The sequence below is a fragment of the Micromonospora sp. C41 genome, from assembly GCF_018070485.1.
In the GTDB taxonomy this organism is placed as follows: Bacteria; Actinomycetota; Actinomycetes; order Mycobacteriales; family Micromonosporaceae; genus Micromonospora; species Micromonospora chalcea.
The window spans coordinates 1-17,274 of sequence record NZ_JAGPXP010000046.1; the positions used below are offsets into that span (position 1 = coordinate 1).

At 72.5% G+C, this 17,274-nt stretch carries 14 protein-coding genes; 5 read left to right on the forward strand and 9 right to left on the reverse strand.

The genetic code is table 11. From position 1 onward, the window contains the following. Positions 1-62: 62 nt before the first annotated feature. The 7 genes from KBX43_RS29395 to KBX43_RS29425 all read right to left on the reverse strand — a co-directional run bounded on the left by KBX43_RS29395 (position 63) and on the right by KBX43_RS29425 (position 7,355). Positions 63-1,637 (reverse strand): trypsin-like peptidase domain-containing protein, encoded by a 1,575-nt coding sequence (locus KBX43_RS29395; RefSeq protein WP_210888380.1) that lies wholly within the window; start codon positions 1,635-1,637, stop codon positions 63-65. A gap of 62 nt (positions 1,638-1,699) precedes the next feature. Next, entirely contained in the window at positions 1,700-3,247 is a 1,548-nt protein-coding gene (locus KBX43_RS29400; RefSeq protein WP_113974702.1) for a HAMP domain-containing sensor histidine kinase, read from the reverse strand. Beyond that, positions 3,244-3,945 carry a response regulator transcription factor gene (locus KBX43_RS29405; protein WP_043328553.1) on the reverse strand — a complete coding sequence of 234 codons (702 nt, stop codon included), beginning with the start codon at positions 3,943-3,945 and terminating at the stop codon, positions 3,244-3,246. The genes KBX43_RS29400 and KBX43_RS29405 overlap by 4 nt, the downstream gene beginning before the upstream one ends. Before the next feature lie 64 nt (positions 3,946-4,009). Then, the gene (locus KBX43_RS29410) at positions 4,010-4,630 is read right to left on the reverse strand and encodes a PadR family transcriptional regulator (protein WP_030503210.1); all 621 of its coding nucleotides are present in this window, start codon (positions 4,628-4,630) and stop codon (positions 4,010-4,012) included. Beyond that, positions 4,627-5,466, reverse strand: coding sequence for a DUF4097 family beta strand repeat-containing protein (locus tag KBX43_RS29415; protein WP_210888382.1), 840 nt, complete (start codon positions 5,464-5,466; stop codon positions 4,627-4,629). The genes KBX43_RS29410 and KBX43_RS29415 overlap by 4 nt, the downstream gene beginning before the upstream one ends. Before the next feature lie 87 nt (positions 5,467-5,553). Beyond that, on the reverse strand, positions 5,554-6,531 hold the full coding sequence (locus tag KBX43_RS29420; RefSeq protein ID WP_210888384.1) for a 1-acyl-sn-glycerol-3-phosphate acyltransferase: 978 nt from the start codon (positions 6,529-6,531) through the stop codon (positions 5,554-5,556). A gap of 50 nt (positions 6,532-6,581) precedes the next feature. Beyond that, a complete protein-coding gene (locus KBX43_RS29425) occupies positions 6,582-7,355 on the reverse strand; it encodes a GNAT family N-acetyltransferase (RefSeq protein WP_210888386.1) in 774 nt (257 codons plus the stop codon). 169 nt (positions 7,356-7,524) lie between these two features. On the opposite strand from KBX43_RS29425, the gene KBX43_RS29430 reads away from it, so the two are divergent. From KBX43_RS29430 to KBX43_RS29450, 5 genes are all read left to right on the forward strand, one after another. Next, positions 7,525-8,181 carry a hypothetical protein gene (locus tag KBX43_RS29430; RefSeq protein ID WP_210888388.1) on the forward strand — a complete coding sequence of 219 codons (657 nt, stop codon included), beginning with the start codon at positions 7,525-7,527 and terminating at the stop codon, positions 8,179-8,181. Between the two features lie 138 nt (positions 8,182-8,319). Next, positions 8,320-9,261: an ABC transporter ATP-binding protein gene (locus tag KBX43_RS29435; RefSeq protein WP_369799327.1), complete on the forward strand. Its 942-nt coding sequence runs from the start codon at positions 8,320-8,322 to the stop codon at positions 9,259-9,261. Continuing rightward, entirely contained in the window at positions 9,258-10,085 is an 828-nt protein-coding gene (locus KBX43_RS29440; RefSeq protein WP_064447869.1) for an ABC transporter permease, read from the forward strand. The genes KBX43_RS29435 and KBX43_RS29440 overlap by 4 nt, the downstream gene beginning before the upstream one ends. 258 nt (positions 10,086-10,343) lie before the next feature. Next, a complete protein-coding gene (locus KBX43_RS29445; RefSeq protein ID WP_113974699.1) occupies positions 10,344-14,087 on the forward strand; it encodes a multifunctional oxoglutarate decarboxylase/oxoglutarate dehydrogenase thiamine pyrophosphate-binding subunit/dihydrolipoyllysine-residue succinyltransferase subunit in 3,744 nt (1,247 codons plus the stop codon). Between the two features lie 63 nt (positions 14,088-14,150). Then, positions 14,151-14,330, forward strand: a complete 180-nt coding sequence (locus KBX43_RS29450; RefSeq protein ID WP_030503218.1) for a DUF6104 family protein — start codon at positions 14,151-14,153, stop codon at positions 14,328-14,330. A gap of 21 nt (positions 14,331-14,351) precedes the next feature. On the opposite strand, the gene KBX43_RS29455 is transcribed toward KBX43_RS29450, so the two are convergent. Both KBX43_RS29455 and KBX43_RS29460 read right to left on the reverse strand, forming a co-directional pair. Beyond that, positions 14,352-16,688, reverse strand: coding sequence for a bifunctional polysaccharide deacetylase/glycosyltransferase family 2 protein (locus KBX43_RS29455; protein ID WP_113974698.1), 2,337 nt, complete (start codon positions 16,686-16,688; stop codon positions 14,352-14,354). Continuing rightward, positions 16,681-17,199, reverse strand: coding sequence for a hypothetical protein (locus KBX43_RS29460; RefSeq protein WP_069087363.1), 519 nt, complete (start codon positions 17,197-17,199; stop codon positions 16,681-16,683). Before KBX43_RS29460 ends, KBX43_RS29455 begins: the two co-directional genes overlap by 8 nt. Between the last annotated feature and the right edge of the window lie 75 nt (positions 17,200-17,274).

Genomic DNA, 17,274 nt, shown 5'->3' on the forward strand with positions numbered 1-17,274 from the left:
CGTCGGAGCCAACCCCCTTGGCTCCGTCGCCCGCCGCCCAGGAGGGAGGCAGGTCTTGGGGACTATGACGTCTCGGCGAGCGTCACGGTTGCGGTCTCAGCGGATCCGTTTCGCTTGTACTCGACCTCGACCCGGTCGCCGACCTTGCCGGCCTGCACCGCGCCGACCAGATCGTTCGAGTCGTTGATCACCTTGTCGCCGAACTTGGTGATCACGTCGCCGCGCTGGAGCCCGGCCTTCTCGGCGGGGCTGCCCGGAGTGACGGCGGCGACGAGCGCGCCGCCGTCCTCGGCGCCGTTCACGCTCACCCCGAGCGAGGGGTGGCTGATCTTCTCGCCGCGCTGGAGCTTCTCGGCCACGTCCTTGGCCTTGTTGCTCGGGATGGCGAAGCCCACGCCGATGTTGCCGGTGCTGCCCTGCCCGGCGGTGGCGATGGCGGTGTTGATGCCGATCACCTCGCCCCGGGTGTTGACGAGCGCGCCGCCGGAGTTGCCCGGGTTGATCGGGGCGTCGGTCTGCAGCAGGCCGGAGATCGAGCTGGCGCCCTGCTGCGGGTTCTGCTGGCCGCTGCCCGCCTGGATGGTGCGGTCGCGGGCGCTGAGGATGCCGGCGGTGACCGAGCCCTGCAGGCCGAGCGGGCTGCCCAGGGCGAGCACCTGGTCACCGACCTGCATGGCGTCGCTGTCGCCGAACTTCGCCGCCTTCAGGTCGCTGACCCCGCTGGCCTGGACCACCGCGAGGTCGGTCTTCGGGTCGGTCCCGACGATCTTGGCGGTCGCGCTCTTGCCGTTGGCGAAGACCACCCGGACGGTGTCGCCACCGGCGCCGGCCACCACGTGGTTGTTCGTCAGCACGAACCCGTCGGCGCTGAGGATCACCCCGGATCCCTCACCGCTGCCCGTCATGATCGTGACGATGCTGTCCTGGACGGACGCCGCGATCTTGGGCAGGTCGGCGCTGTTGATGATCGGGGCGGCGGAGTAGGTGCGGGTCGGGCCGTCCCCGTCGAGCGCGAGCGCCAGCGCGCCGCCGGCCACGCCCGAGCCGAACATCAGCGCCAGCGCCAGCGCGCCCACGCCGACGATCTTCCCGGCCCGGCTGGGCCGCGCCGGCTGCGGCGTGCCCCACGGCGGGGTCGGCTGTCCGGCCTGGTACGGCTGGTAGCCGTGCTGCCCGTGCTGCCCGTGCTGTCCCTGGTACGGCTGCGCCTGGTACGACGGGACCGGCCCGCCGCTGTGCGGCGCCGACTGGTAGCCCGAGCCGCTCTGCTGCTGGGCCCAGCCGTGCTGCTGGTGCTGCTGCCCGTACCAGGGGTGCTGCTGCTGCGCCGCGGCCTGGTACGGCGTCCCGCCCTGCGGCGGGTACGGGCCGGCCGGCGGAGCGGCCGGGTTCGTGGTTCCGGCCTGCGCCGTGGTTCCGGCCTGCGCCGTGGTTCCGGCCTGCGCCGTGGTTCCGGCCTGCGCCGTGGTTCCGGCGGCCGGGGAGTCGGCCGGAACCGGCGCGGCGGCCGGTGTGTTCGAGGTGTTCGAGGAGTCCGACGTCCCGCTCTCGACGCGGGGCAGCTCGGCGGTGTGGTGCGACGGCTCGGCGTCGGCGGGGGCCGGCGACCGCTGCGGATCGGTCTCGTGGTCGGTCATGCCCCCAGCTTTCCCTGTGGCACTGTCATCAGCCTGGAATCCGCCTGGAAGTTTTCTGAACGTCACTCGCCCGGCTCGGGCGCCTCGGGCAGCAGCGGCAGCTTCACCCGGAACGTCGCCCCGCCGCCGGGGGTCTTGTCCACCTCGACGGTGCCGTGGTGCGCGGCCACGAGCGCGGCCACGATGGCCAGGCCGAGGCCGGTGCTGATCGGCCCGCCGGCCCGCCGGGTACGGGCGGCGTCCACCCGGTAGAACCGTTCGAAGACCCGCTCGGCCTGCTCCGGCGTGAGGCCGGGACCGGTGTCCGCCACCTCCACCACGGCGAGGTTGCCCGCCTCCGCCCGCAGCCGCAGCGTCACCGAGGCGTCCGGTGGGGTGTGGGTGAGCGCGTTCGTCATCAGGTTGCCGATCACCTGGCGCAGCCGGGCGTCGTCGCCGAGCACCACCAGCGGGCCCGCGCCCGGATCCCGCTCCAGCTCGATCCGCCGGTCCGGGGCGACCACCCGGGCCGCCTCCACCGCGTCCGAGGCCAGCACCGGCAGCTCGACCGGGGCCAGCGCGATCGGCCGTTCCCGGTCCATCCGCGCCAGCAGCAGCAGGTCCTCCACCAGCAGCCCCATCCGGGCCGCCTCGTCCTCGATGCGGCGCAGCAGGTCGGCGGTCTGCTCCGGCGCGCGCGCCGCGCCCTGCCGGTACAGCTCGGCGAAGCCCCGGATCGTGGTCAACGGCGTCCGCAGCTCGTGCGAGGCGTCGGCGATGAACTGCCGCATCCGCTCCTCGGACCGGCGGGCCCGCGCCTCCGACGCCTGCGCGTACGCGGCCGCGTCCCGCGCGCCCATCTCGGCGCTGCGCGCCGCCGCCTCGGAGGCCGCCCGCGCGGTGAACGCGGCCTCGATCTGCGCCAGCATCGCGTTCAGCGCCCGGGACAGGCGACCCAGCTCCGAGGTCGGGCACGGCCGTCCCATCTCCGGGTCGGGCACGCGCCGGGTCAGGTCGCCGCCGGCGATGGCCGCCGCCGTACGCTCTATCTCCACCAGCGGCTTCAGGCTGGTACGGACGATTCCGGCGCCGACGGACGCCAGTGAGATCAGCACCGCGCCCCCGACCAGAAGGTCGATCCACACGAGCTGCCGGACGGCCATGTCGACGTCGGTCAGATGTTCCCCGATCAACGCCATCTGCCCGTTCGGCAACTGGGTGTAGAGCACCCGCCAGCGGACCGAGCTGTCGCGCGCCCGGACGGTGAACGGATCTCCCTCCAGTTTCCGGAACCCGCTCACCTCCGTGGGCCAGCTCGGCAGGTCCCGCTCCTGGAACCGATCCGTGTCGTAGGCGATTCCGCCGTCGACCTCTCCGCTGCCCCGGCTGGTCAGCACCACGAGGTAGTCGCTGGGCAACGTGATACCGGTCGGCGGGATCGACTCGAACCGGTTCACCGAGTCGCTCAGCTCGGTATCGATCTGCCCGACGAGATAGCTGCGCAGGAAATAGGCGGTAGACACGCTGATCACCACCAGGGCCGCAGCCACGAGCGCGAGGACGGAGGCGACGAGCTTCAGCCGGAGCGGGACGCTGCGCAGCCTGCCCTTCGCGTCGTGGACGACGTTCACGCCGCCGGCTTGCGTAGCACGTAACCCACTCCCCGGAGCGTGTGGATCAGCCGCGGCTGGGTGTTGTCGACCTTGCGGCGCAGATACGAGATGTACGACTCGACGATGTTGTCGTCACCGCGGAAGTCGTAGTTCCAGACGTGGTCGAGGATCTGCGCCTTGCTGAGCACCCGGTTGGCGTTGAGCATCAGGTAGCGCAGCAGCTTGAACTCGGTCGGCGAGAGCTGCACCCGCTGACCGGCGCGGTGCACCTCGTGCGTCTCCTCGTCCAGCTCCAGGTCGGCGAAGGTGAGCCGGGACGGGGTCTGGTCGCCGGTCGCGGTGCGCCGCAGCACGGCCCGGATCCGGGCGGTCAACTCCTCCAGGCTGAACGGCTTGGTGACGTAGTCGTCGCCGCCCAGGGTGAGCCCGCGGATCTTGTCGTCGGTGGCGTCGCGCGCGGTCAGGAAGACCACCGGGGTACGGGTGCCGCCCTCGCGGAGCATCCGGATGACCTCGAAGCCGTCCAGGTCGGGCAGCATCACGTCCAGCACCACCAGGTCGGGCCGGTGGTCCTTGGCCGCGTTCAGCGCGGCGCTGCCGCTGGTCGCGGTGGCCACGTCGAAGCCCGCGAAACGCAGGCTCGCGGAGAGCAGTTCGAGGATGTTGGGATCGTCCTCGACCACGAGCAGTCGAGCCTCCGTCTGGGTAGCCGCCATGGGCCCCATCATCCGCGCTCCGGCTGCGGCCACGCTGGGTGGACCCTGGAAACAACCTGTGAGATCAGCGGAACAGTCGCCGCAGCCCTTCGGCCGCTCCGTCGAGCATCCGGATCGCGGTCCGGAGCTGGTTGTCACTGAGCCGCCGCGCCCGTACCAGCGCGCCGACCTCGACCGTGAACGCGGCCAGCCGCTTGTCGAACTCGGCGAGCAGCGGCGAGTCGTCCGGACGGGCCGATCCCCCGTCGCCCGCCGGCCGGGCCGTGGCGGAGGCCGTCCACGCGCCCTGCCGGGTCTGCCGGGCCACCTCGCGCAGTTCGCGCTTCAGGTCGCGGACCGAGCCGCGTACCTCGTTGTGGATCTCACCGGCCAGCGCGGACAGGTCCTCGACCGCGGCGCCGATGTCGGCCTCCAGGGTCGACAGCTCGTCGGCGCGCTGCCGCAGTTCGGCGCGGCCCGCCTCGGTGATCTCGTAGACCTTGCGGCCGCCCACGGCGGTGTGCGTGACCAGGCCCTCCGCCTCCATCCGTTGCAGACGGGGGTAGATGGTGCCGGCGCTGGGCGCGTACAGGCCGAGGAAGCGGTCCTCCAGCAGGCGGATCAGCTCGTATCCGTGCTTCGGGCCGTCGTCGAGCAGCTTCAGCAGGTAGAGCCGGAGCCGGCCGTGGCTGAACACGGCGGTCACGGCAGCTCCTCCACGTCCTCGGCGGTCGCGACCGGGCGGGCGAGCAGCGCGATGCTGCCGGAGGTCGCGGAGGCCCAGAGCCTACCCGTACCGCCGCCGAGCACTCCGTGGCTGTCCTTGATCGAACCGAAGCCCCGCTGCCCGCCGTCCACCTGCGGAAAGCCGCTGGTGATCTTGCCGGCGGTGGTGTGCAGGTGCACCGTGAGGTCGCTGTCCTCGCGAACCCGTACGGTGATGCTGCCGGAGATGGCGCTGAGCCGGATCTCGCTGCCCCGCGGGTTGTCCAGGTCGCAGGTGATCGAGCCGGAGACGGCGTGGGCGCGTACCCGCTCGGGCGCGCTGTCGGCGAGGATCAGCTCACCGGAGACCGTCTCCAGGTCGAGGTCGCCGCCGATGCCGAGCGCCTCGACCGGGCCGGAGATGACCTTGGCGCTGGTGCGTCCCCGCAACCCCCGCAGCGTGACCTCGCCGGACGTGACGTCGACCCTGGTGTCCCCGCGCAGGCCGGAGGCGACGAGCGTGCCGTCCACCAGGTGCAGGTCGGCGAGGACCTCGGCCGGTACGGCGACCGACACCTCGGCGCGATACCGGCGGTGGAAGCCGCCGAAGGACCAGAGCACGCCCGGCCACCGGGTCGGCCGCTCGTGCTGGACGGTCAGCCGGCCGTCGCGCATCTCGACCAGGAGTGGCCGCCGGCCGATCCGGGTGACGTCGACCCGCGCCGGGCCGTCCGTGGCGACCACGTTGAGCCGGCCGCTGACCAGCCGGACGTCGAGCCGGGTGACCGGCTCGTCCACCGTGATCCGCTGCGGGCTGTCGACCGTCCAGCTGGTCATGGCGTCCTCCCCTCGACGACGTACCGACCGACGGCACGTCGAGTAATGCGAGGAGCATAACGCGATACATCGCGACTGAACAAGCGCCTATCGCGACTGTGTCGCGTCTCCGACGCCGCTCGTCCGCCCGCAGCCGGTAGATCTTGGAAGCAAAAGGTCCTCATGACGGCCGTTTGCTTCCAAGATCTCTGACGGTCCAGCGCGACGCGCGCGCCGGTCAGGCCTGCGGACGGGCGGGGCCGGGCGGATCGCGGCCTCGGCGGCCCGGGCCAGCGCCCTACGATCCGCCCCCGGCGCCGGGTACAGCGCGGCCCGCACCGTCACGACCACGGTCAGGCCCCGGGCGGCGAGCACCCGGCGCATCGAGGCCCACAGCGTCTCCTCGCCGAGGAAGGCGGCGAGCGTGCCCGGGTCACCGCCGTACCGGTAGGCGAGGTCCAGCGGCACCACCGGCGTGCCGGTGGCCACGGCGGCCTGGAACATCGCCGGGCGGAAGCCACCGGCCGGGCGACAGTCGGTGGCGGCGCCGCACCAGGTCGTACCCTCCGGGAAGACCGCCACCGGCCGCCCGGAGCGCAGCGACTCGGCCACGCGCGCGACGGTGGCGGGCAGGTCGCGCGGGCGGGACCGGTCCACGAACACGGTGCCCGCCGCGGCGGCGAGCGCACCCACCACCGGCCAGCGCCGCACCTCGCGTTTGGCCAGCATCCGGGCCGGCGAGACCGCCAGCACCGCCAGGACGTCCAGCCACGAGACGTGGTTGGCGACCAGCAACGCCCGGCCGCGCGGCGCCCGGCCCCGGGCCACCAGCCGCACCCCGAGGGTACGCAGCGTCCACCGCGCCCAGCCGCGCGTCGCGGCCCGCCCACGCGCCGCCGGCAGCAGCGGCAGGAGCGCGGCCAGGCCGGCCCCGGCCAGCAGCATTCCGAGTACGCCGAGCAGCCGTCCCGCCCGGCGCAGGCGCGACACGTCCGGGGTGGTGGGCGGCGGCAAGCAGTCCGGCCCGCAGCCCGACGCGGGCCGCCACAGGCCCTCCCCCGGCCCGCCCCCGGCACGACCGGCCACGCCCCCGACGGGACCGGCCGCGGCCCTGCCACGCGGAGGAGCAGCGGCGGTCACGAGCCGCCGCCGAGGAAGTGCCGCAGGTAGCGCGCGTTCATCCGGTCGAGCGAGAACAGCACGTAGAAGTCGGCGCAGCCGAAGTCGCTGTCGTACGCCGGCTCACCGGCCACCCAGGCGCCGAGCCGCAGGTAGCCGCGCAGCAGCGGCGGCACGAGCGCCCGGCCCCCAGCGGGGGTGAGCGCGCCCGGGTCGGCGGCGGGCGCCTCGGTGAACCAGGGTCGGCGCGGGGTGACCCGCAGCGCCGGCGGGGCCAGGTGCCGGGCGCTGACCTCGGCCCACACCGCAGCGGCGGCGACCCCGCCGTCGGTGACCGGCACCGAGGCGCAGCCGCCGAGCCAGCGGGAGCCGCGCAGATGCAGGTAGCGGCAGATCCCGGCCCACATCAGGTTGATCACGGCGCCGGTCCGGTGGTCCGGGTGCACGCACGAGCGGCCCGCCTCGACCAGGTCGTCGCGGAGCGGGGCGAGCGGGCGCAGGTCGAACTCGCCGTCGGCGTACCGGCGTGCGGTGCGGCCGGGTGGCAGCAGCCGGTACGTGCCGACGACCTCGCCGGTGCCTTCGCGCAGCACCACCAGGTGGTCGCAGTGCGCGTCGAACTCGTCGGAGTCGAGCCCGGTGACGGCGCTCGGCACTGTGGCGCCGAGTTCGCCGGCGAACACGTCGTGGCGCAGGCGTTGCGCGGCCGCGACCAGTGTCGGGTCGTCGGCGATCAGCAGGGTGTAACCGCTGGTCGTGAGCGGTGCGCCAGCGGCGTGCAGAACGGCCATGGCTCCTGTGTAGGTGCCGTGGGTTGCCACCGGGCGGGGTGAGGGGTGTCGATCCGGTGAACGCCGGTCGGCGGCGTCGTGCGCACCGGGACGGCCGGTGCGGCGCGGGGGTGTGCGAGGCTGCCGGACGCCGGCGAGGGCGCCGGCGGAGGTGAACCCGGAGGTGCGCATGCTGGTCGAGGCCCGGTTCCAGGGACCGGACGGTTCGGGCAACGGCGGCTGGAGCGCCGGGATCTTCGCCGCGCTGATCGACGACCGGGGGCCGGTCGAGGTCACGTTGCGCCGGCCGCCGCCGCTGGAGACCCCGCTGACCGCCGCCGACGGCGAGGTACGCGACCCGGACGGCCAGTTGATCGCCCAGGTACGCCGGGTGGAGCCGGTCGAGGCGGTGGTGCCGCCGGTGGACCGGGCGACGGCGGCCGACGCCGCGCGGACGTACCCCGGTCTGCTGGACCACCCGTTTCCCCGCTGCTTCGTCTGCGGCCCGGCGCACCCGGACGGCCTGCGGATCTTCCCGGGGCGGCTGCCGGACGGGCGGACCGCCGCGCCGTTCCGCGCCCCGGCCGAGGTGACGCCCGCGACGGTGTGGGCGGCGCTGGACTGCCCGGGTGGCTGGGCGGTGCTCGCGCCCGGCCGCCCGTACGTCCTGGGGCGGATCGCCGCACAGGTCACGGCGCTGCCACGACCCGGCGACGAATGCGTGGTGACCGGCCTCGCGGTGGGCGGTGAGGGGCGGAAGGCGGAGGTGCACACCAGCCTGTACGGTGCGGACGGCGCATTGCTCGGCCGCGCCCGGGCCACCTGGGTGGCGCTGGCGACCGCCTGATGTCCTACCTGAGGAGGACGGCGCGTACACGTCCCGCCTGATTGACCCCCTTGCGCCGGGTTGGAAGGCTGTTGCGGGGCGCCCCCGCAACAGCGCCCCCACCGGCGCGCGTCATGCCCGCCGGGGCAGGAGAGGAGAATGATGTCCGACGGGCAGCCACGCCCCAGTGCCGGGACCGGCCAGATCATCGTGTCCGGCCTGACCAAGCAATACAAGACCGTCCGCGCGGTGGACAATCTGTCGTTCACCGTCGAGCCGGGCCGGGTCACCGGCTTCCTCGGCCCGAACGGCGCCGGTAAGACGACCACGCTGCGCATGCTGCTGAACCTGGTGACGCCGAGTGCCGGCACGGCCACCATCGGCGGCAGCCGGTACGCCGACCTGCCCGACCCGCTGCGCACGGTGGGCGCGGTGCTGGAGGCGTCCAGCGCGCACAAGGGCCGCACCGGCATCAACCACCTGCGGGTGATCTGCGCGGCGGCCGGGCTGCCGAAGGAGCGCGCCGACGAGGCGCTCGCCCTGGTCGGGCTCTCGCCCGCGGCGAAGCGCAAGTTCAAGGGCTACTCGCTGGGCATGAAGCAGCGCCTCGGCATCGCCGCGGCGATGCTCGGCAACCCGCAGGTGCTGATCCTGGACGAGCCGGCCAACGGCCTGGACCCGGAGGGCATCCGCTGGATGCGCGGTTTCCTCAAGGGTCTCGCCGCCGAGGGTCGTACGGTGCTGGTCTCCAGCCACCTGCTCTCCGAGATGCAGCTGCTCGCCGACGACGTGGTGATCATCGCGGCCGGCAAGCTGGTCCGGCAGGGTCCGGTCGACCAGGTGATGGCGTCGATGACGCACGGCGTCCGGGTGCGGGTGCGCACCCCGCAGGCCGACGAGCTGGCCACGGTGCTGCGCGAGCAGTCCGCCACCGTCGACGCCGACCCGCACGGCGCGCTGCTGGTCAGCGGCGTGGACGCCCCGACCGTGGGCCGCCTCGCGCTGGCCGCCAAGGTCGAGCTGCACGAGCTGACCACCGAGCGGCCCGACCTCGAAGGGGTCTTCCTGGAGCTGACGGCCGGAAAGGCGGAGATCCGATGACGCTTGTCCGATCCGAACTGCTCAAGATCCGTACCACCAGCACGTGGTGGATCTTCGGGCTGATCAGCCTGGCGCTGTGGGCGCTCACGCTGTTCTTCAACTGGCTGCAGACCGAGGCGCTGGCCGGCGGGGACTTCGGCGAGGTGCCGGCCGAGCAGTCCGACCAGTTGCAGGCCATCTCGGCCGCCGACAACCTGGCGGCCAACCTCTACACCAACGGCCAGTTCTTCGGCCTGCTCATCGTGCTGCTGCTCGGCATCGTGGTGGTGACCAGCGAGTTCTTCCACCAGACGGTGACCACCACGTTCCTCACCGCGCCGCACCGCACAGCGGTGATGCTGGCCAAACTGGCCGCGGCCGGCGTGCTGGCGCTGCTGTTCTGGGTCGTCACCACGGTGCTGAACCTGATCACCGCGCCGCTGATCCTCAGCTCGGTGGACGTCGGCTCGCAGCTCGGCAGCGGGGCGATCTGGCGGGCGATCGCGCTCAACGGCCTGGCCTACGTGCTCTGGTCGGTGCTCGGCGTCGGGCTCGGCGTGCTGATCCGCAGCCAGATCGGCGCCACCGTGACCGGCATCCTGTTCTACCTGGGTGGCGCGATCGGCGCGGCGATCGTGCTGAGCCTGCTCGCCTCGCGGTACGGCGACTGGATCAACAAGCTCCAGCTGCTGGTTCCGTCGCTGGCCTCCGGGCTCATGGTGGGCGGCGACACCAACATCCCGGGCAACCCGCCGCAGTGGGCGGGCGCGCTGGTGCTGATCGGGTACGCGGTGGTGGCCGGCGCGATCGGCGTCGCCACGATCCGCAAGCGCGACATCTCCTGACCTCGCGGTCAGGCCGGGCCCCGGCCGGTGACACCCGTCACCGGCCGGGGCCTTCGCCGTCTAGCAGGAGTCGCCGGATCACGCAGCGTTTGCCGAACTTCTGGCATCTTCTGTGAAACGGACCACCAGCCGGAGGCGAGAATGCCTGCGCCCAACGCACGGCGTAGCCTTGGCATCGGTTTACCCAGCGTCGGCAACCGGGGGTCACCGGGGGCCACCGTGACATTCACAACCGCGTGAAAGAGGCGATTAGCGGCCGTGTCGACCCAGCAGACTTCGCAGGAGAACCCACTGGCGGGTTTCGGCCCGAACGAGTGGATCGTCGAGGAGATGTACCAGCGCTACCTCGCCGACCCCTCGAGCGTCGATTCGGCCTGGCACGACTTCTTCGCCGACTACCGGCCGGCCCCGGGCGCCGCCACACCGCGCCCGGAGGGGCAGGCCAAGCCGGCCGCGAAGCCGGAGCCGGCCGAGCAGCAGGAAGCAGTGGCCACGGTCAAGGAGCAGCCCGCCAAGGCGGCCCCCGCCAAGGCCGAGCCGAAGGCGGCCGCCCCGGCCAGGCCCGCGGCGAAGCCGGCGGCGAAGGCGCCTGAGCCGGCCAAGAAGTCCGCCCCGGCCAAGCCGGCCGCCAAGGCGCCGACCGCGAGCGCCGCCGGCACCACGACGCTGCGCGGCGTGGCCGCCAAGATCGTGCAGAACATGGACGCGTCGCTGTCGGTCCCGACCGCCACCAGCGTGCGCGCCGTCCCGGCCAAGCTGCTCGTCGACAACCGCATCGTGATCAACAACCACCTCACCCGGGGTCGCGGCGGCAAGGTCAGCTTCACCCACCTGATCGGGTACGCGCTCGTGCGCGCCGTCGTCGAGCACCCGGAGATGAACAACTCCTTCGCCGAGGTCGACGGCAAGCCGGCGATGGTCCGCCCGGAGCACGTCAACCTGGGCATCGCGATCGACCTGGTCAAGCCGGACGGCTCCCGCAACCTGGTGGTGCCGTCCATCAAGGGCTGCGAGCAGATGGACTTCCGGCAGTTCTGGCAGGCGTACGAGGACGTGGTCCGGCGCGCCCGCCGCAACGAGCTGACCATGGAGGACTACTCCGGCACCACGATCTCGCTGACCAACCCGGGCGGCATCGGCACGGTGCACTCGATCCCGCGCCTGATGCAGGGGCAGAGCGCCATCATCGGCGTCGGCGCGATGGAGTACCCGGCCCCCTACCAGGGCATGAGCGAGGCCACCCTGGCCCAGCTCGCGGTCAGCAAGGTCATCACGCTGACCAGCACGTACGACCACCGGATCATCCAGGGCGCGCAGTCCGGCGAGTTCCTGAAGGTCATGCACGAGCTGCTGCTCGGTGAGCGCGGCTTCTACGACGACATCTTCACCTCGCTGCGCATCCCGTACGAGCCGGTGCGCTGGATGCGCGACGTCGCAGTCGACAGCGAAGGCCAGATCAACAAGACCGCGCGGGTGCACGAGCTGATCCACGCGTACCGGGTGCGCGGCCACCTGATGGCCGACACCGACCCGCTGGAGTTCAAGATCCGGAAGCACCCGGACCTGGACGTCCTCCAGCACGGGCTCACGCTCTGGGACCTCGACCGCGTCTTCCCGGTCAACGGCTTCGCCGGCCAGCAGCGGATGAAGCTGCGCTCGATCCTCGGCGTGCTGCGCGACTCGTACTGCCGCCGCGTCGGCATCGAGTACATGCACATCCAGGACCCGGAGGAGCGGCGCTGGATCCAGGAGCGGGTCGAGCGCAAGTACGAGAAGCCGAGCCAGGACGAGCAGAAGCACGTGCTGAACCGGCTCAACGCCGCCGAGGCGTTCGAGACGTTCCTGCAGACCAAGTACGTCGGCCAGAAGCGCTTCTCGCTGGAGGGCGGCGAGTCGCTGATCCCGCTGCTCGGCGAGGTGCTGGAGTGCTCCGCCGAGGCCGGGCTGGACGAGGTCGTCATCGGCATGGCCCACCGCGGCCGGCTCAACGTGCTGGCGAACATCGTCGGCAAGCCGTACGAGAAGATCTTCTCCGAGTTCGAGGGGCACCTCGACCCGCGCTCCACGCAGGGCTCGGGCGACGTGAAGTACCACCTCGGCCAGAACGGCAAGTTCACCACTCCGGACGGCGAGCACGCGGTCAAGGTGTCGGTGGTGGCGAACCCGTCGCACCTGGAGGCCGTCGACCCGGTGCTGGAGGGGATAGTCCGGGCCAAGCAGGACCGGATCGATCTCAAGCTGGAGGGCTACACCGTGCTGCCGCTGGCGGTGCACGGTGACGCCGCCTTCGCCGGCCAGGGCGTGGTCGCGGAGACGCTCAACCTGTCCCAGCTGCGCGGCTACCGCACCGGCGGCACCGTGCACGTGGTCGTCAACAACCAGGTCGGCTTCACCACCGCCCCGGAGTACAGCCGGTCCAGCCTCTACAGCACCGATGTGGCCCGGATGATCCAGGCGCCGATCTTCCACGTGAACGGCGACGACCCGGAGGCAGTGGTCCGGGTGGCCCGCCTCGCGTTCGAGTACCGGCAGGCGTTCAACAAGGACGTCGTGATCGACATGGTCTGCTACCGCCGGCGCGGGCACAACGAGGGCGACGACCCGTCGATGTCCAACCCGGAGATGTACAAGATCATCGACTCGAAGCGGTCGGTCCGGAAGCTCTACACCGAGGAGCTGATCGGGCGCGGCGACATCACCGTGGAGGACGCGGAGGAGCTGCTGCGCGACTACCAGGGGCAGCTGGAGCGGGTCTTCAAGGCCACCCGGGACGCCGCGACCACACCGCGTCAGCTCAGCCGCCCGCCGCGGGAGGAGGAGCCGGAGCCGCATGTCGACACCGCCACCGACGCCGCGGTGGTCAAGGCGATCGGCGAGGCGCACGTCAACCTGCCGGAGGGCTTCACCCCGCACAAGCGGATCCAGCAGCTGCTGGAGCGGCGCCGCAAGATGTCCGTCGAGGGCGGCATCGACTGGGGCTTCGCCGAGATCATCGCGTTCGGCACGCTGCTGCACGACGGCGTCACCGTCCGGCTCGCCGGGCAGGACTCGCGCCGCGGCACGTTCGTCCAGCGGCACGCCTCGGTGGTCGACGCCAAGACCGGCGAGGACTACCTGCCGCTGATGTCGCTCACCGCCGACGGCGAGCGGTCGCGCTTCTTCGTCCACGACTCGCTGCTCTCCGAGTACGCGGCCATGGGCTTCGAGTACGGCTACTCGGTGGAGAACATCAACGCGCTGGTGGCCTGGGAGGCCCAGTTCGGTGACTTCGTCAACGGCGCCCAGTCGGTGATCGACGAGTTCATCTCGTCCGGCGAGGTGAAGTGGGGTCAGCGCTCCGCGGTGACGCTGCTGCTGCCGCACGGCCACGAGGGCCAGGGCCCGGACCACACGTCCGGCCGCCCGGAGCGGTTCCTCCAGCTCTGCGCCGAGGACAACATGCGGGTGGCCATCCCGACCACCCCGGCGAACTACTTCCACCTGCTGCGCCGCCAGGCCATGTCGCCCAAGCGCAAGCCGCTGGTGGTGTTCACGCCGAAGTCGCTGCTGCGGCACAAGCTCTGCGTGTCGCCGGTGGAGGACTTCACCACCGGGACGTTCCAGCCCGTGCTGGCCGACACCGCGGCTCCGGCGCCGGAGCAGGTGAAGCGGGTGCTGCTCTGCTCGGGCAAGGTCTACTACGACCTGTTCCAGGCCCGGCAGGAGCGGGGCGTGACGGACACCGCGATCATCCGGATGGAGCAGCTCTACCCGCTGCCCGTCGAGGAGGTCCGGGCCGCGCTCGCGCAGTACCCGAACGCCGAGGACTTCGCCTGGGTCCAGGAGGAGCCGGCCAACCAGGGCGCCTGGTCGTTCGTCGCGCTCAACCTGCTGGAGCACCTGCCCGAGGTCCGGCTGCGCCGCATCTCCCGGCCGGCCGCCGCCGCCCCGGCGGTGGGCTCGGCGAAGATGCACGAGGTCGAGCAGAACGCGCTGATCGAGGCGGCTCTCCCCCGCCCGTGACACCACCGGCAGCGGCCCGTCCCGACCCGGGGCGGGCCGTTGCCGTACGACGAGAGGAACACCGTGTACTTCACCGACCGTGGCATCGAGGAGCTGGTCGAGCGCCGGGGTGACGAGCAGGTCAGCCTGGAGTGGCTGGGCGAGCGGCTGCGTGACTTCGTCGACCTGAACCCGGAGTTCGAGACCCCGATCGAGCGGTTCGCCACCTGGCTGGCCCGCCTCGACGACCCGGACGACGACTGACGCGCGCGGCCGGGCGCGGCCTCAGCCGGCCGCGCCCCGCCCGGCGACCCGCAGGTCCCCGGTACGCCGCAGCTTCTGCCAGCCCAGCCGGCCGCCGGTCAGCGCGGTGCCGACCGCCTGGAGCAGTACCAGGTACATGACCTGCCGGTAGACGAACTGCTGCAACGGCAGCACCCAGAGCACGCCGAGCTTCTCCCGGTCCAGCCGGAAGGCGAGCACCGCGGTGAGGAACTGGAGCGCGAGCATCACCAGCCAGGCCACCACCGTGTCGCTGCGGTCCAGGAAGATCAGCCCGTAGATGGCGAGCAGGTCGATCACCGGGGCGGCCAGCGGCAGCAGCACGCCGAACAGCGTCAGGAACGACAGGCACCGGCGGCCGAACCGGCCCGACGGACCGCTCTCGATCACCGAGCGCCGGTGCTTCCACATCGCCTGCATGGTGCCGTAGCTCCACCGGTACCGCTGCTTCCACAACTGGCCAATGGTGGTCGGCGCCTCGGTCCAGGCGCGGGCGCTCTCCTCGTACACGATGTGCCAGCCGGCGCGGCCGACGGCGATGGTGACGTCGGTGTCCTCGGCGAGCGTGTCGTCGGTCAGGCCGCCCACCTGCTCCAGCGCCTGCCGCCGGAACGCGCCGATCGCGCCGGGGACGGTGGGCATGCAGCGCAGCGTCTCGTAGAGGCGGCGGTCGAGGTTGAAGCCGATGACGTACTCGATGTGCTGCCACTTGGCGATCAGGCCGCGGCGGTTGCCGACCTTGACGTTGCCGGCGACCACGCCGACCCGGGGGTCGGCGAACGGCTGGACCAGCCGGCGGACCGAGTCCGGCTCGAAGATCGTGTCGCCGTCGACCATGACGATCAGGTCGTGCCGGGCCAGCGCGACGCCGGTGTTCAGCGCGCTGGGCTTGCCGCCGTTGGGCTTGCGCACGACCCGCACGTTCGGCAGGCGCAGCGCCGCGACGATGTCGGCGGTGCCGTCGGTCGAGCCGTCGTCGACCACCACCACCTCGATGCCGCCGGGGTGGTCACCCAGGGCCAGCGAGCGGACCGCCGCGGCGATGCCCTCCCGCTCGTTGTACGCGGGCACGATCACCGAGACCGGTTCGGTGACCGGCGGGCCCCAGGACCAGTCGCGGCGTCGGCGGCGGCGCGCGTGCCGCGGGGCCACGACGAACAGCAGCAGGGTACGGCCGATCGTGAGCACCCCGACGAGAACGAAGAAGACGCCGAGCACCCCGAACATGCCGTCGGCGACGCGTACCGCGCCGACCAGGACGTGGCCCCGCAACCGCTCGTCGAGCGGGGCCGCCGTGTGCCCGCCCACCGGGCCGGACACACCCGCGGCCGCGAACGTCTGGTTGAGTCCCTCGCTGACGGTGGTGAAGCGGTAGCCGCGTTCCAGCATCGCCGGGATGTACCGCTCCAGCGCGGCCACGGTGCCGGCCCGGTCGCCGCCCGAGTCGTGCCACAGCGCGATGGTGCCGGCCGTCCCGTCCGGCGTGGCGTTCGCGATCATCTCCTCGACCGGGAGCAGCTCCCAGTCCCGGCTGTCGACGTCGTTGACGACCGTGAGGTAGCCGAGCTCGCCCGCCTGCCGCAGCATCGGCCAGTCCCGGTCGGTGTACGCGTCCGCCCGGGACGAGTACGGGAAGCGCAGCAGCGACGTCCGGACACCTGTGGTGCTGGCGATGGCGAGCTGCGTCTGCGCGTACTCCAGTTCGCGCCGCCACTCCGGCAGCGCGGCGAGGTCGGGATGGGTGAACGTGTGCACGCCCAGCTCGTGGCCCTCGGCCACCAGCCGGCGGGTCACCTCCGGGTTTCTGACGACCTGCGAACCGATGACGAAGAAGGTGCCCTTGACCTGGTACTTGTCCAGGACGCGCAGCACCTCCGGCGTCCACCGCGGGTCGGGTCCGTCGTCGAAGGTGAGCGCGACGGTCCGCGGCGGCAGGCGGTGCGACTGGGTCCGGCCCTCCGCGCCGACGTTGACGATCGGGCCGCCGCCGACCACCGAGCTGGGGACCTCCCGCTGGCTGCCGGGCGTCACCCGGTTGTCCGGTACGAACGCGGCGTTCGTGTACGCCTCGACGACCAGCAGACCGCCCAGGACGACCACGACCATGGCGACCAGGGCCCAGCTCGGCCGGGGCAGGAGACGCCGCCCACGGGACCGGCGCGCGCCGGGGATCTGCCGCACGCCGGGGATCTGCCGGACGTCCAGCACGGCTGTGGGCGCGTCGTCCGGCTGCCGCCCGGCCCGGTGCCGGCGGGCGGCCCGCACACGGCGGGGGTCCAGCGTGACTGTGGGCTGCTCACTTGTCTGCGGGTTCGGGCGGGCGGGCGCCTGGTCACTCATCGGCGGGCGCGACCGGCGCGGCGGGCGGGTCGACAACCGCCGGCGGGTCGACAACGGGCGGCGGCACCTCGGCGGTGGGGGCGGTGGGCGGCGCGGTGGTGGCCGGCGTCTGGACGGGCCGGGGCGCGGTCGGTGCGGTGCGGGTCGGCCGGGGATACCGAGGGCTCGGCGGGACCGTGGCGGCGGGGGCGACGGAGGTTGCCGGCACCCGCACCGGCGCGGTGCGGATGTCGGTGGGCGTGTCCGGCGTGGCACGGGTCGGCGCGGGGGTGTCCGACGGTTTCGGCGAGGGCAGCCGCTGCTCGCTGGTCGGCTCGACGAACGGGATGACGGTGTCCGGGGTGATCGGCCCGCCGGCGAAGCTGACCCCCACCATGACCGTGTAGATCACGCCGGCCGCGCCGGCGCAGTAGGCGAGACGGCGCAGCCGCCGACGTCGCCGCCCGCTCGGGTCGACGAAGACGGGGGGCGATTCCGGTACGACGGGAATCAGTGCTGTCGGGCCTTCCACACGGCCAAGTGTAGATGCGAGAAATTTCCGCCTTCTCCCCCGGCTAGCCGTGCTGACCAGGCAGAACGGACAGCA